Below are 14,628 nucleotides of genomic sequence, written 5' to 3'. Positions count from 1 at the left end.
TGACAAAAAGGGCGCCTCGGCCGCTGAGTTTGCCTTGATATTGCCGCTGCTGCTGATCTTCCTGTTGGGCATCATTGACGTCGGGCGCCTGATGTGGACATGGAACGAGGCCGAGAAGGCCACTCAGATGGGCGCGCGCTACGCCGTCGCAACGGACATGATCCCAAATGGCCTTGCCTCGTATAGTTTCGTTGTCAGTGGAGGGCTTTCACAGGGTGATGCCATTCCAGAATCGTCCTTTGGCGGAGCGAGTTGTGTCATTACGGGAGGCGCCGTGAGTTGTTCCTGCAAAACAGGCGCAACTTGTCCCGGAACACTCGTCAGCAATAGCGCGACGGCACTCACTGCTTTCAACAACATCGTTGATCGTATGCGGCGCTTCATGCCGCAGATCACGTCCAGCGCCGTCCAGATCGACTATGACTATTCGGGGCTCGGCTATGCAGGCGATCCAAATGGATCGGACGTTTCGCCCCTCGTGAGGGTAAGCATCAGACCCAACACATTGACCTTTCGTCCAATCCTTCTGTCTCTTTTCAACGGCACCATTTCCCTACCCAGCTTCAGCGCCGCCCTCACCATGGAAGATGGCCAGGGCACGGTATCAAATTGAGGAACAAGATCTTGGGCATCGTGACGAACACAGCGGAAGCGGCCGAGAGCTGGACACTCAATGTGGGGGATGAGGGGATTCATCTGATCCTTTCGGAGCAGGAGGTGGCGGCTTCCGATATTCTTGGGGATCAGTTGAGTGGGCAGTCCTTGACCTTGTCCATGTTGCCTGCCGGGGCGCCGTTGCCGCAGTCGTTGGTGGCGGAGGCGAAGGCCGTCATATTGGAGGTGCAGCCGGACGATGACGCGTCGACGCGGCGGCTGGCGGCTTTGCGGGCGGCTCATCCGGCGCTGCTGGTCGTTGCCGCCGTGCGCAATGCGGAGATTCCATTGGTGCGGGCCTTGCTGCGCAGTGGGATCAACGATGTGGTGGCGCTGCCTTTGCAGGCGAGCGAGCTGTCATCGATCATCGACCAGCTGCGGGGAGAGATTGCGGCCAAGGGCGGGCGTGACGTCAAGACGGGCGCGCTGGTGTCGATCATCAAGAGCGTCGGCGGCGTGGGCGCGACGACGATCGCTACACAGGCGGCCAGCCTGCATGCGCGCAACGCCAAACAGACGGGCGAGCGGGTTTGCCTTTTCGATTTCGATGTGCAGTTCGGCAATGCGGGGACGTTCCTGAGCATCTCCTCTCCGCTGACGCTGGCGGACCTGTTGCAGGGCGGTAGCCGGGTGGACCGGGAACTGCTGGGCTCGGTGACCGTCGAGACGCCTACCGGGCTGCATGTCGTGACGGCGCCGACGGACATCATGCCGCTGGAGGCGGTGAATGCCGATCAGGTGTTCCGCGTGATCGAACTGGCGCAGCGCAATTATGATACCATCTATCTGGACCTGCCGGGCAACTGGACGAACTGGTCGATGTCGCTGGTGGCGCGGTCGGAAGTTATCTTTCTGGTGTGCGAGCTGACCATTGCGAGCTTGCGGCAGGCGCGGCGGCAGATCGCTCTGCTGCGGGATCAGGATATCGATCCGGCGCGCATTCATGTGATCGCCAATCGGGTCGAGAAGAAGCTGTTTCGCGCGATTGGGCTGGAGGATGCGGCGGCGGCGCTGGATCATCCGGTGAACCTTAGCATCGCGAACGACTTCCCGCTGGTCAGCTCTGCGCTGGATCAGGGGGTGCTGATCCAGGAATTGAAGGCGCGCAGCCGTATTTGCAAGGACATGCAGGATATCGTCGATTGCACGATGCAGGCGGTCGAAGCGCGGCGTCAGGCGGAGAAAGGGTGATGTGGCAGATCCGAAAAGGCGACAGCCGCTTTGGCGATTCCCGCGATGAGGTGGGGCCGACCGATACTGAGTTGGTCCACTGGGAAGAGGACCGGCATACCGAGCTGAAGGTCGCGCTGCACCAGAAGCTGATCGACCTTATCAACCTGTCGGCGCTGGAGAATATGTCGCGCGCGCAGGTCGAGGCTGAAGTGGGCGAGATCGTCCATGAGCAGTTGGCGTTGCAGAAGCATGCGCTGAACCTGGAAGAGCGCAAGCGGCTGGTGTCCGATATCCTGGATGAGCTGTTGGGACTGGGGCCGTTGGAGCCGCTGCTGAAGGATAATAGCGTCACCGATATTTTGGTGAATGGGCACAAGATCGTCTTTGTCGAGCGCGGCGGGCGGCTGGTGGAGACGGCGGCGCGCTTCAAGGATGAGAAGCATCTGCTGCGCATCATCCAGAAGATCGTGGCGGCCGTGGGGCGGCGCGTGGACGAGGCTTCGCCCTTTGTCGATGCGCGTCTGGCGGACGGTTCGCGCGTCAATGCGGTGGTGCCGCCGCTGGCGGTCGATGGATCGCTGTTGTCCATTCGTAAGTTCGCCAAGGTGCCGATCAGCATGGCGCGGCTTTCGGAACTGGGCAGCGTGCCCGCGCCGATGGCGCAGGTGCTGTCGGCGGTGGTGGCTTCGCGGCGCAATGTGCTGATTTCGGGCGGTACGGGTTCGGGCAAGACGACGCTGCTCAATGCCATGTCTGCGAGCATTGATGAGGCCGAGCGGATCGTGACGATCGAGGACTCGGCGGAGCTTCAGTTGCAGCAGCGGCATGTTGTTCGGCTGGAGACGCGGCCGCCCAATATTGAGGGGCGGGGCGAGGTCACGCAGCGCGATCTTGTGAAGAATGCGCTGCGTATGCGGCCGGACCGGATCATCGTGGGCGAAGTGCGCGCCGGGGAGGCGTTCGACATGCTGCAGGCGATGAATACGGGGCATGATGGGTCGATGACCACAGTCCATGCGAATACGCCGCGCGATGCGCTGTCCCGTGTCGAGCAGATGATCGGCATGAGCGGGATCGACATTTCGCCACGATCGGCACGGGCGCAGATTGCTTCGGCGCTGAACGTCATCGTGCAGGTCGGGCGTTTGTCCGACGGGCGGCGGCGATTGCTCAGCATTTCGGAGATTACCGGCATGGAGGGTGAGGTCATCACCATGCAGGAGATCTTCCGCTTCAAGATGACGGGCCGTGACGAGAACGACATGGTACGCGGTCACTTCGAGGCGACCGGCATCCGCCCGAAATTCATGAGCGATCTGGCCGACCGGGGCATTCATCTGCCCGCCGAACTTTTCCGTCCTGATGCGGTGGTGCAATGATCAATCCGATCTACATCCGTGCCTTTGTGCTGGTGCTGCTGTTCGCGGCGGTGATCCTGACGATCGAGGGCGTGCATAGCTGGTTCCGGGCGCGCGCCGGGACTGAGCGGGTCGTCAACAAGCGGCTGAAGATGATTGCGGCGGGGTTTGAGCGCAGCACGGTCCTGTCCCGGCTGCGGCGCAATGACGATAGTTTGAACTTCAATCATGACAGCGTCTTTGGGCGGATGGCTTTGAGCGTGGTGCGGTCGCTGCATGGGGCGGGATTGAGCGTGCCTGCGCGCGTCGTGCTGTCCTTCATGGCGATTGCGACGGGCGTGCTGTTCCTGATCGTGGTGATCGGCGCGCTGGCGGCGGGCTATGGCATGACGGCGGGGATGATCGTGATGGCGGGGGCCTTTGCCGTGTCGCTGGGCGTGCTGCTGCCGATCATGGTGCTGAGCCGGTTGAGCCAGCGGCGGCGCAAGAAGATGGAAGAGCAGTTTCCGGTCGCGCTCGATACATTCGTGCGGGGCCTGCGCGCCGGGCATCCGATCGCGGCGGCGCTGGACCTGCTGACCAAGGAGATGCGCGACCCGATCGGCAGCGAGTTCGGCATCGTCGTCGACGAGGTGACCTATGGCTCCGACCTGCGCGATGCTTTGCAGCGCATGGCCGAGCGGTGGGACATGAACGAGATGCACATGTTCGTGACGTCGCTGTCGGTGCAGGCGGAGACGGGCGGCAATTTGGCCGAGATATTGGAAAATCTGTCGCTGGTGATCCGGGAGCGGGCGAGCCTGTTCCTGAAGGTGCGGGCGCTGAGTTCCGAAGGGCGGATGACGGCGGTCATGCTGACGGCGTTGCCGATCCTGGCGTTCGTGGCGTTGTTCCTGCTCAACCCGGCCTTCTACCTGGATATCGCGCAGGACCCGATGTTCATCTTTGGCTTTTCCGGGCTGATCATCCTCTACATCATCGGCTTCGTCACGATACGCCGCATGGTTGATTTGAAAGTCTGACCTGATGCTGGACCTTGCCCTTATTTCGCAATTGCGGCCGGTGTTGCTGGTGCTGCTGTTCGTCGCGATCGTGGCCATCGTCTATGGCGTGACGGAGGCGGTCGCGCGTACGTCCAGGGTGCGGAGTCGGCTGGACGTTGTGAGCGACGTCGGTAGCGCGGTGCAGGGCGGTGGGCAGTCGCTGCGTAACGAGCGCAACAATAGCGAATGGAAAAAGCTGGTCGATCGGATCGAGAAGCTGGGCATTTCGCTGGCGGATACGAAGAATGACAGCCTGCGCAAGCGGTTGATCGCGGCGGGCTATCCTTCGCCCGAGGCGCCGAAGATCTTTACGTTCATCCGGTTGGTGCTGACGCTGGCGCTGCCTGCTGTGCTGGTGCTCATGTCGCTCAACAAGCCCGAGCCGCCGAGCCCGGTGAAGTTGTATTTCATGGCGACTGCCGTTGCGGTGCTGGGGCTGTATCTGCCGAACCTCTTCATTTCGGCGAAGGCGGCGCGGCGGCAGGAGGCGATCGTCCACGGCTTTCCCGATGCGCTGGACCTGATGCTGGTGTGCGTCGAGGCGGGGCTGGGGCTGGAAGCGGCGATGGATCGGGTGGGGCGCGAACTCGCCATCTCGCACCCGCTGGTGTCGCAGGCGCTGGGTAAAGTCGTGCTGGAACTGCGCGCAGGTATGAGCCGGGCGGATGCGCTGCGGAGGATGGCGGATGATGTGGACGTGGACGAAATTCGGTCCTTCGCGACGCTGTTGATCCAATCGGACCAGCTGGGGTCTAGCGTCGGGCAGACGTTGCGCGTCTATGCAGCGGAGATGCGGGAGAAGCGGCGGATGCGGGCGGAGGAGAAGGCGCATCGCTTGCCGGTGCTGCTGTCAGTGCCGCTGGTCGCGTGCATGCTGCCGGTGATGATCGGGGTGCTGATGCTGCCCGCCGTGGTGCGGGTGGTGAGGGAAATCCTGCCGGTGTTGAGCCGGTAGCGGAAACCAAGAGGGGGACGGGGCATGATGAGACAGGCAGTGGCGATATCGCTGATGCTGGCGTGCGCGGCATGCAGTTCGGCCAACCGGGACGTGGCTATCCGACCCGTGAACGTTGAGGCGGCGGCGACCGGGAAAGAAGCCATCGCGCGGGGGCAGCTGCTGTTTTCGCGGGGAGAATATGCGCTGGCGCTGGATGCTTACCGGCGGGCAATGCGGCAGGACCCGGCCGATGCAAACGCGCTGAACGGCGTTGCGATCAGCTATGCGGCGATGGGGCGGCATGATCTGGCGCGGGATTATTTCGAGCTGGCCCTGGCACGCGCTCCCATGGATGAGCGCATCCATCGCAACTTCGCGCGCAGCCTGAATGCGCAGGGTTTGCAGGGAGAAGCAAACGCCTTGCTGGCTGAGATCGGACAGGGCGTGCAAGCCGGTAGTGCGCGCCGCCCGACGCTGGCGCAGATCGCGATGGACGGTGGCAAGCGTCCGGCGGCACCCGTGCGGGCGGCCGGGCTGGAGCTGGAGCGGGTTTCGATGGGCGAGGTGCGGCTGCGCACAGTGTCAACGGGCGTCGCACAGGCTGCGTTGCCGGGCAGGGCCATCGCGCAACTGAATACCGCGATCGTGACTGTTGCGGACGGGACTGGCGCGGCGCCTGCCATCTCCCTCTCGCGGTCGTTGGCGGCGCCGATCACGACCCTGCCCACGCCCGTGCAAGTCACGGTGGCAGGGTGTGGCAAGTCCAAGGATGGGACCAGTGCGGGAGCGTCACGCCCCTGCGCGACGATGGCGGGCGGGGATGAGCCGGACAGCCTGTTCCAGAAGCTATGGGCGTGGAGCGGAGGCCGGGGATGAGCATCCTGCTGCTGCTGGCGGCTGCGGCCATATCCCCCGGCGCGACGGCAGCCGAGACGGTGCCCGCAGCGGTTCTGGACTATGGCCGATTGATCGATGACGCGATCGAAGGCGGGCGGATCGTACAGGCCGAATTGATGCTGAGCCAATGGCGCGACGGGGCGCAGGCGCAGGATAAGCGGGGCATCGACATCGCGGTCGCGCAAATGGCTCTGGCCAAGGGACAGGATGCGGAGGCGGAGGCGCGCTTTTCCGCGATCGGTCAGGCAGGAACGGCGGATTGCCGGATCGATGAGGGATTGGGCATCGCAAGGTTGCGGCTGGGCCGAGCGGCTCAGGCAGCAGAGGCGCTGCGTCGTGCGGTCGATCAGTGTGCATCGCGTTGGCGGGCCTGGAACGCGCTGGGCGTCGCTTATGACAAGGCAAAGTCCTGGGCCCTGAGTGCCGCCGCCTATGAGCGGGCCTTTCAGTTGACCGACAGGCCGGTGCAGGTGCTGAACAATTATGGGCTTTCGCTGATGGCACAGGGACAGGCGGACAAGGCGATCGCCATATTCGACAAGGCGCGGGACATGGCGCCCGATGACGCGCGCCTTATCGCGCATAGCGATGCCGCTCAGGTGATGGCCGGACGCGACATAGAAAGGCGCACTGCCGATGACGCCAATAGCTGGGCCAAGCGGCTGAGCGATGCGGGTCAGGTGGCGTTGCGCATGGGGGACGCGGTGAAGGCGCGGGCTTATCTGAGCCGCGCGGTCACGGAGTCCGAGAGTTTTCAGCCGGAGGCGACTGCGGCTTTAGCTGGGATGGGGGCAAGGCCATGACGAAGGACCTTGTCCTGATTGCGCTGTCGTTGGTTTTATTGGGCGCGGCGATCGAGGATATTGCGCGGTTGCGGATATCCAACATCTTTCCGCTGCTGGTGATGGGGTTGTTCGTGCCTTGGGTAGCGTTGGCCGGATGGGAAAATGACATCTGGCAGAATGGCACGCTGTTTTTGGCCGTGTTCGCGCTCGGATGCTTAATGTTCGCGATGCGATGGATGGGCGGGGGCGACATCAAGCTGCTGGCGGCGTGCGCGCTGTGGTTCGATTGGGGCGCGGCGCTGCCCTGGTTTGTTTATGTGACGGTCGGTGGGGGTGTGCTGGCGCTGCTGATCATGGCCGGGCGGCGGATGGTGCCGAAAGCGGTGCGGGACGGGTCATCGCTGGCGATCTTCGCGCCGGGCGGGCCGATCCCTTATGGGGTGGCGATTGCGCTGGGGACGGTGATGGCGCTGTATATGGCGGGGCCGAACCCGAGCGGGGTTGCGCATCTGCCTGCGTTTGTGAGGGGCCTGAAGTAGCGCAACATTGGCATTGTTGAGGGGCTGACGCGGAAGCTCGCTGCGCTCGCGCCCACCCTACCCCCCGCGGGAGGGAATGTGTTGGATGGAGCGGATCGACTGTAACGGATTATGCTGTCGAATAGCCTTTCGCAAATGATGCGACAAAGTAAAAATATTCTGTTAAGAGGCGTAATCGAGCGAAATCAGCCCGCAAGCCTTCGTATTGACAGAGAGACCATCGCGCTCCCGCTTGCCTGCTGAAGTGTGCCCATGGAAGATCTGAATAATCTACTGGAAAATGAACAAATCGAGCTTTTAAAAGAGCAGGCGGCGACGTGTATTTTCGCGCGTTCCGCTCATCGATTTCGTGCCAGGAGCTATGCCCGGCGCATTCGTGCCCATGACTATCCTTACAGATCAGGCCCGGTGAATAGTGGAAAAGCTTTTGCCCCATATCCCTTTGGTGGCGAAGGACAACATTCATGAGTCGGGTTGTCAACACGACGGCGAGCGTGGCTGAGATCGAGAAGATTTGCGCCGCGCACAGTTTTCGCATTTCAACGATAGAAACCTTGGCGTCGGGTGGTTCGAGAGTGGTTTTGCTTGACGGAAGGGACGCCGAACAAGTTCGCCTGTTGTTAAAGAATAAAATTCTTACTGGCGAGATTAAGCGCTCGGCCGCGCACGTTTCGCGCCAACCTCCTGCATCCTACAGGTCGCGGTAATGCAGCAAATCATAAACTTACAACGCCGACAACAGCTGGCAGAATGTAGTGCGGCAGGTGCAATCTGCGAGATGGACCGGCAGCAACATGATGCCCTCGCTCGTGCTTACGAGAAGATCATCGCGGTCTTGAAACGTGACCGCTTTGAAGCAGGCGGTCGCCGCGTCAGAAGGGCGTGAACTGGTCGTAAGGCGACAGTCCCAATCTCGTGATGCCAGCGTAAGTTGATGGCGTTTTGCCCAGCCTCCTGAGATCCCAGTGTGCGCTGGGATGACGGGTGTTGGGTGGTGGATCAGGGACTGGGCGTGGAGGAGGGGTAGCGCGCGCCGGGTCAGGCGCGGGCCAACAGTCCCTCTACCAGGCCTTCGAACAGGCGGCGGCCGTCGGTTTTGCCGTGGGCGGCCTCAATCACGCGTTCGGGGTGGGGCATCATGCCCAGCACATTGCCTGCTTCGTTGAGGATGCCGGCGATGTTGCGGGCGGAGCCGTTTACGGCTTCGCCATAGCGCAGGGCGACGCGGCCTTCGCCTTCTAAGCGGTCGAGCGTTGCGGCGTCGGCGAAGTAATTGCCGTCATGATGGGCGACGGGATAAGTCACTGTCTCGCCAGCGGCATAGCGGCTGGTGAAGGCGCTCTGGGCGTTTTCGACGGTCAGCGCGACATCGCGGCAGACGAAATGGCCGCCTGCGTTGCGGAGCAAGGCGCCGGGCAGCAGGCCGCTTTCGGTCAGCACCTGAAAGCCGTTGCAGATGCCCAGCACATAGGTGCCGCGTTCGGCCGCCTTGGCCACCGCCTGCATGACGGGCGAGCGCGCGGCCATGGCGCCGGAGCGCAGATAATCGCCGTAGGAGAAGCCGCCGGGCACGCCGATCAGGTCGATGCCTTCTGGCAATTCGGTGTCGCGGTGCCAGACCATGACCGGCTTTTCACCGCTCACCGCCTCGAAAGCCACGGCGAGGTCGCGGTCGCAATTGCTGCCGGGGAAGACGATGACGGCGCTCTTCATGGCTCAGGCCACCTTTTCGATGCGGTAGTTTTCGATGACCGTGTTGGCGAGCAGCTTGCGGCACATGGCGTCGATATCTTCGTCGCTGGTGCCGTCGGCCAGGTCCAGCTCAATGAGCTTGCCCGCGCGCACGTCGTTGACGCCCGAGAAGCCCAGACCGTCGAGTGCGTGGTGGATCGCCTTGCCCTGCGGGTCGAGAACCCCGCCCTTTAGGGTGACGAAGATGCGGGCTTTCATGAGGCCAAAAACTCCGTGGATTGCTATGGCGCACCCCCTAGTCCCCTGCGCCGCGCCAAGCAAGGCATTATCCCTTTATTAGCGAGACGGCGCTATGGTTTCGGGACGGGATAGAGGGTTTTGAATATGGCTGGTCTTGCACTGGCGATGTTTGTGGGGCTTTTCGCCTTTGGGCAGCAGATCGTCGGCTATGACGATCCGCATGGCCGTGTGCAGCTAGCCCTGCTGGCTACCTTTGCCTTCGGTGTTCTGATCGGATACCGGGCTAGCGCCTGAGCTTAACTGGAAAAGCTGTTCGCTTCAGCGGTCCTCTGCTTTAGGGCGGGGCGATGAGCGGCGATTATCTCTATTATGCATGCGCGATCGTGGCGGTGGTCCTTTCCGGGCTCGCCAAGGGCGGTTTTGCCGGGGCAGGGGCGCTGGCGATGCCGATCATGGCGCTGGGAATCGATCCGGTGCGGGCGGCGGCGATCATGCTGCCTATCCTCATATTGCAGGATGCGGTGAGCGTCTGGTCGTTCCGGCATAGCTGGGATCGGCACATATTGAAGGTGATGATGCCGGGCATGATCGTCGGCGTGGGGCTGGGTTACCTGTTCGCTGCGCGGGTGCCTGAGACGGCTGTGTTGGGCGCGCTCGGTTTCATTTCTACGCTGTTCGGTGCGCAGAGGCTGTGGGTCGAGCGGGGCGGGAAGGTTGTGCTGCCGTCCAGTTCGCCGAATTGGGTCGGGACGTTGCTGGGCGTGGCGAGCGGATTTACCAGCCAGATCGCCCATGCGGGCGCGCCGCCATTCCAGATGTGGGTGCTGCCCAAGCGGCTGGCGCGCGACACGCTGATCGGCACCACGGCGATTGCCTTTGCCATCATGAACTGGATCAAGGTGCCCGCTTATGCGGCGCTGGGGCAGTTTACGCGGGCCAATTTGATGGCGACCGCGATGCTGGCGCCGGTGGCCATTGGGGCGACTTACGCGGGGGTGGTGCTGGCGCGCAAGGTTGATCCGGCGCGGTTCTACACGCTGATCTATGTGCTGATGGTGCTGTTGGGGGTGAAGCTGATGGTGGATGCGGTGGTGGGATGAGCGGCGCGCTATTCCCCTCCACCGCCTTTGGCGGTCCCCCTCCCCATCGTTGATGGGGAGGATTTGAGACGGTCAGTCCTTGCTGCGCTTCTTGCGGTGGGTGTCGAGGTCGAGCACCGTTGTGTCCGCGCCTTCGGGCAGGAGGCCCAAGCGGCGGGCGACTTCCTGATAGGCTTCGACTTCACCGCCGAGGTCGCGGCGGAAGCGGTCCTTGTCCAGCTTTTCGCCGGTGTTCATGTCCCACAGGCGGCAGCCGTCCGGGCTGATTTCGTCGGCCAGGATGACGCGGCTGAAGTCGCCGTCCCACAGGCGGCCGAACTCCAGCTTGAAGTCGACAAGGCGGATGCCGATGGCCGCGAACAGGCCGCACATGAAGTCGTTGATGCGGATCGCCATGTCGGCGATGTCATGCATCTCTTCCTGCGTGGCCCAGCCGAAGCAGGCGATATGCTCTTCGGACACGAGCGGGTCGCCCAGCGCATCGTCCTTGTAGCAATATTCGATGAGGGTGCGGGGCAGCTGCGTGCCTTCCTCGATCCCCAGCTTCTTGCTCAAGGAACCGGCGGCGACGTTGCGGACCACGACCTCGATCGGCACGATTTCAACCTGGCGAACCAGCTGTTCGCGCATGTTGAGGCGGCGGATGAAGTGGGTCGGCACGCCGATCTGACCGAGCAGGGTGAAGATATGCTCGGAGATGCGGTTGTTGAGTACGCCCTTGCCGGAAATCGTGCCCTTCTTCTGCGCGTTGAAGGCGGTGGCATCGTCCTTGAAATATTGGATGATCGTGCCGGGCTCAGGGCCTTCGTAAAGGATCTTTGCCTTGCCTTCGTAGATCTGGCGGCGACGGGCCATGCGCGTTCCTGTCTTCCCGAGAAAAGAATGTGCCCCGGCAACGCGAATCGAAGAGGATCAGCGGGTGCCGGGGCTGCTGGCTGGCCCATAGACCAAAGCAGACAGGGGTGCAATTAGCGCGCTGATCTGGCGGCGAACTGTCGTGAGTTCAGTGCGCGATTTCGACGTCTGCCGCCTGCTCATCGTCGCGACGTACGGCCATCAGGCGTTCGGTGAAGCAGCGGCGCCACCAGCTGATGTCCTGTTCCTCGACGCAATCCATCATCGAACGCCAGCGCCGCTTGCGTTCATCCAGTGGCATGGCGAGGGCGCGGTTGATCGCGTCGGACATCTCCTCCGGGCTGTAGGGGTTGATAAGGAGCGCGTCCTTGAGCTGGGTCGCGGCGCCAGCGAAGCGGGAGAGGATGAGGACGCCGGGATTGGTCGGGTCCTGCGCGGCGACATATTCCTTGGCGACAAGGTTCATGCCGTCACGCAGCGGAGTGACGAGGCCGATCCGTGCGGCACGGTAGATGCCCGCCAGCTTGTCGCGTGGATAGCCCTGGTTCACGTAACGGATAGGCGTCCAGTCCACGTCGCTATATTCGCCGTTGATGCGCCCGGCGGTGGCGTCGAGCGTCGAGCGGATGTGCTGGTAGCTTTCCACTTCTCCTCGCGAGGGCGGGGCGATTTGCGTCAGGACCACTTTGCGATGATGTTCGGGATGGTCCTTGAGGAAGCGGGCATAGCCGCTGAATCTTTCCTCCAGCCCTTTGCTGTAGTCGAGCCGGTCTACGCCGACGATCATCGCGCGGTCCTGCAATGAGCGGCGGACTTGTTCGAACATGTCCCGCGCGGGTTCGCTGACGGCGGCGTTGGAAAATTCCTGCGCGTTGATGCCTATGGGGCAGGCGATCGCCTGAATCGTGCGGTCGCCCAGCGTGACGAAGTCGCCATTTACCGTCCCGTTCATCTCCCGCTCCACATAATGGCGGAAGGATTCGAGCCATTCCTCGGTATGGAAGCCGATGACGTCATAGGCGAACAGGGTCTGCACCAGCTTGGTATGATGGGGCAGGGACACCAGCAGACGCGTGGGCGGCCATGGGATGTGGAGGAAGAATCCCATCCGGTTGTTATGCCCCTTGTCGCGCAACATCTGGCCGAGCGGAATCATGTGATAATCCTGCACCCAGATAATGTCTTCGGGCTCGATCAGCGGGCTGGTCGTGTCGGCGAAGCGGTGGTTGACGCGGTTATAGCCGCCCTCGAAATCGCGGGCATATTCGGCAAGGTCGATGCGGAAGTGGAAGAGCGGCCACAGCGTCTTGTTGGCATAGCCGTTATAATATTCGTCGACGTCCTGCTCTTCGAGATCGATCGTTGCCGTCTTTACGCCTTCATCTTCGGAAAAGCCGATATGGCCAGTGAAATTTTCGGTGACTTCGCCTGACCAGCCGACCCAGATGCCCCGGCTTTCGCGCAGCGCCTGTGCCAGCGCCACGGCAAGGCCACCCTGATTGCCGGACTTGTTGGGCCTGCTGACCCTGTTGGATATGACTATCAGGCGGCTCATCGCATAACGCTCCACGGCTTGCTCAACAGAACGGCGCAGTTGATGATGCCGACCAATGAGTAGGTCTGGGGATAATTGCCCCACAATTCCCCTGTCGCGGGATCGATATCCTCCGACAATAGCCCGGCGGCGGTGCGGCGGGACAGCATTTCTTCAAACAGCAGCCGCGCTTCTTCCGTGCGGCCGGTGCGGTGCAGGGCCTCTATCAGCCAGAAGGTGCAGACGTTGAAGGCGGTGACGGGCTCTCCGAAATCATCCGGCGTGCTGTAGCGCAGCATGTCATTGCCCCGGCGCAGGTCCTTTTCCAGTGCCTTCAACGTGCCCACAAACATCGGATTGTCGGCTGTCAGGAAGCGCAGGTCCAGAAGCTGAAGCAGCGAGGCGTCGCGGGCGTCATCCTCGAAATTGGCGGAGATGGCGTTGCTGCCGCTGCGCCAGGCCGATTGCAGGATGCGCGCCTTCATGATCTCGGCCCGTTCGCGCCAATAAACCTCCCGCTCGGGCAGGTCGAGCGCGGCGGCGGCGTGGGCGAGGCGGTCGCAGGCGGCCCAGCACATCACGGCGCTGTAGCTGTGCACGTGAGCGCGGGTGCGCAGTTCCCAAAGGCCAGCGTCGGGCTGGTCATAGACCGACCATGCGCGTTCGCCGACCGCTTCCAAGGATTCGAAGTCGGACATGCTCGCCATGCGAAGCAGTCGCTGGTCGATGAAACCCTGAACCGAGGACAGCACGATCTGGCCATAGGCATCGTGCTGAATCTGGGAATAGGCGGCGTTGCCGACGCGAACCGGCCCCATGCCGCGATAGCCGGGAAGGTTCTGCGCCTCGCGTTCCTCCAGCGTGGCGTTGCCGCGCACGTCATAGAGCGGCTGGATGTGACCGCCCTTTGCGCCGTCGACGATGTTGCGGAGGTAGACGAGGTAGCTTTCCAACACGTCGAGCGCGCCGAGGCGGTTCAGTGCCTCCACGGTATAATAAGCGTCGCGTATCCAGCAGTAGCGATAGTCCCAGTTGCGCCCCGAGTCGGCATGTTCCGGGATGCTGGTGGTCAGCGCGGCGACGATCGCGCCGGTTTCCTCATGCTGGCAAAGCTTGAGCGTGATGGCCGAGCGAATGACCGCTTCCTGCCATTCGGCGGGAATGGCGAGGCCGCGGACCCAAACCTGCCATTCGTGGATGGTGTCATCCAGCATCCGCTCAACTTCGGGGCGAAGCGCATCCGAAAAGCTTTCGTCCGGCCCGAGGAAGAAGTGCATGTCATGTTCGAGCCGGAACCAGCTTTCCTGGGAAATGAGGCCGATGGGCGCGTTGGTCGACATGCGCATAGCCATATAGGACAGGACGAGCCGAATATGGTTTGAGCCATAGCTGATCGGCACGCTTTCCGAATTCCAGGACGTGGTCGGGCGAAGCCGCACGCGGATACGGGGGCTGCCTGCCACGGGCCGGACGATCCGGGCGAAGGCCACGGGACGGTACATGCGGCCCATGTGGCGATGGCGCGGACAGAAGTCGTAAAGCTCTATGGCATTGCCGTGATCGTCGGTCAGGCGGGTTACGAGGATGGGCGTGTTGCGGATATAATGTTGTTCGACGCTGACGCAGTTTTCCAATTCAATTGCCCAGAAGCCGCGCGCGTCCGGCGCGTCCCAGCTCTTATCATCAAGAAGGGCGGAAAAGACTGGGTCCCCGTCCACGCGGGGCACGCACGCCCATATCATCCGCCCAGCGCGATCGATCAGCGCGGATGCCTGGCAATTGCCGATGGGCCAGAGATCGAGAGTGCGCTCGTTTCCGGCG

Annotated in this window: 16 protein-coding genes; 11 read left to right on the top strand and 5 right to left on the bottom strand. The window is 62.5% G+C overall.

Going from position 1 to position 14,628, the window contains the following annotated elements; all coding sequences use genetic code 11:
• Positions 1–40 precede the first annotated feature (40 nt).
• The 9 genes from ACZ5ZH_RS06210 to ACZ5ZH_RS06170 all read left to right on the top strand — a co-directional run bounded on the left by ACZ5ZH_RS06210 (position 41) and on the right by ACZ5ZH_RS06170 (position 7,854).
• The gene (locus tag ACZ5ZH_RS06210; RefSeq protein WP_464775213.1) at positions 41–613 is read left to right on the top strand and encodes a TadE/TadG family type IV pilus assembly protein; all 573 of its coding nucleotides are present in this window, start codon (positions 41–43) and stop codon (positions 611–613) included.
• A gap of 20 nt (positions 614–633) precedes the next feature.
• Positions 634–1,845, top strand: a complete 1,212-nt coding sequence (locus ACZ5ZH_RS06205; RefSeq protein WP_464772514.1) for an AAA family ATPase — start codon at positions 634–636, stop codon at positions 1,843–1,845.
• On the top strand, positions 1,845–3,206 hold the full coding sequence (locus tag ACZ5ZH_RS06200; protein ID WP_464772513.1) for a CpaF family protein: 1,362 nt from the start codon (positions 1,845–1,847) through the stop codon (positions 3,204–3,206). The genes ACZ5ZH_RS06205 and ACZ5ZH_RS06200 overlap by 1 nt, the downstream gene beginning before the upstream one ends.
• Positions 3,203–4,207, top strand: coding sequence for a type II secretion system F family protein (locus tag ACZ5ZH_RS06195; RefSeq protein WP_464772512.1), 1,005 nt, complete (start codon positions 3,203–3,205; stop codon positions 4,205–4,207). The genes ACZ5ZH_RS06200 and ACZ5ZH_RS06195 overlap by 4 nt, the downstream gene beginning before the upstream one ends.
• Before the next feature lie 4 nt (positions 4,208–4,211).
• Positions 4,212–5,183, top strand: coding sequence for a type II secretion system F family protein (locus ACZ5ZH_RS06190; RefSeq protein ID WP_464772511.1), 972 nt, complete (start codon positions 4,212–4,214; stop codon positions 5,181–5,183).
• A gap of 24 nt (positions 5,184–5,207) precedes the next feature.
• Positions 5,208–6,041: a tetratricopeptide repeat protein gene (locus ACZ5ZH_RS06185; RefSeq protein ID WP_464772510.1), complete on the top strand. Its 834-nt coding sequence runs from the start codon at positions 5,208–5,210 to the stop codon at positions 6,039–6,041.
• On the top strand, positions 6,038–6,865 hold the full coding sequence (locus tag ACZ5ZH_RS06180) for a tetratricopeptide repeat protein (protein ID WP_464772509.1): 828 nt from the start codon (positions 6,038–6,040) through the stop codon (positions 6,863–6,865). Before ACZ5ZH_RS06185 ends, ACZ5ZH_RS06180 begins: the two co-directional genes overlap by 4 nt.
• On the top strand, positions 6,862–7,386 hold the full coding sequence (locus ACZ5ZH_RS06175) for an A24 family peptidase (protein ID WP_464772508.1): 525 nt from the start codon (positions 6,862–6,864) through the stop codon (positions 7,384–7,386). Before ACZ5ZH_RS06180 ends, ACZ5ZH_RS06175 begins: the two co-directional genes overlap by 4 nt.
• Before the next feature lie 252 nt (positions 7,387–7,638).
• On the top strand, positions 7,639–7,854 hold the full coding sequence (locus ACZ5ZH_RS06170) for a hypothetical protein (RefSeq protein ID WP_460986051.1): 216 nt from the start codon (positions 7,639–7,641) through the stop codon (positions 7,852–7,854).
• A gap of 570 nt (positions 7,855–8,424) precedes the next feature.
• Here the strand turns inward: ACZ5ZH_RS06170 and purQ are convergent.
• Both purQ and purS read right to left on the bottom strand, forming a co-directional pair.
• A complete protein-coding gene (purQ, locus tag ACZ5ZH_RS06165) occupies positions 8,425–9,099 on the bottom strand; it encodes a phosphoribosylformylglycinamidine synthase subunit PurQ (protein WP_449473250.1) in 675 nt (224 codons plus the stop codon).
• A 3-nt stretch (positions 9,100–9,102) separates the two neighbouring features.
• Positions 9,103–9,336, bottom strand: coding sequence for a phosphoribosylformylglycinamidine synthase subunit PurS (gene purS, locus ACZ5ZH_RS06160; protein ID WP_022683267.1), 234 nt, complete (start codon positions 9,334–9,336; stop codon positions 9,103–9,105).
• A gap of 126 nt (positions 9,337–9,462) precedes the next feature.
• Between purS and ACZ5ZH_RS06155 the strand changes: the two genes are divergently transcribed.
• Positions 9,463–9,612, top strand: coding sequence for a hypothetical protein (locus ACZ5ZH_RS06155; protein WP_176502204.1), 150 nt, complete (start codon positions 9,463–9,465; stop codon positions 9,610–9,612).
• Between the two features lie 53 nt (positions 9,613–9,665).
• Complete coding sequence (locus ACZ5ZH_RS06150; protein WP_464772507.1) at positions 9,666–10,418, top strand: sulfite exporter TauE/SafE family protein; 753 nt, start codon at positions 9,666–9,668, stop codon at positions 10,416–10,418.
• A 72-nt stretch (positions 10,419–10,490) separates the two neighbouring features.
• Here the strand turns inward: ACZ5ZH_RS06150 and purC are convergent, their stop codons facing one another.
• The 3 genes from purC to ACZ5ZH_RS06135 form a co-directional block, all read right to left on the bottom strand.
• Entirely contained in the window at positions 10,491–11,273 is a 783-nt protein-coding gene (purC, locus tag ACZ5ZH_RS06145; protein ID WP_449473245.1) for a phosphoribosylaminoimidazolesuccinocarboxamide synthase, read from the bottom strand.
• Between the two features lie 148 nt (positions 11,274–11,421).
• Positions 11,422–12,828 (bottom strand): alpha,alpha-trehalose-phosphate synthase (UDP-forming), encoded by a 1,407-nt coding sequence (otsA, locus tag ACZ5ZH_RS06140; protein ID WP_464772506.1) that lies wholly within the window; start codon positions 12,826–12,828, stop codon positions 11,422–11,424.
• Entirely contained in the window at positions 12,825–14,549 is a 1,725-nt protein-coding gene (locus tag ACZ5ZH_RS06135; RefSeq protein WP_464772505.1) for a glycoside hydrolase family 15 protein, read from the bottom strand. Before ACZ5ZH_RS06135 ends, otsA begins: the two co-directional genes overlap by 4 nt.
• Between the last annotated feature and the right edge of the window lie 79 nt (positions 14,550–14,628).

This window comes from Sphingobium sp. TomMM7A (assembly GCF_055397305.1).
Note: the sequence above shows the minus strand (reverse complement) of the source record. Positions and strands in the feature narration are given on the sequence as shown.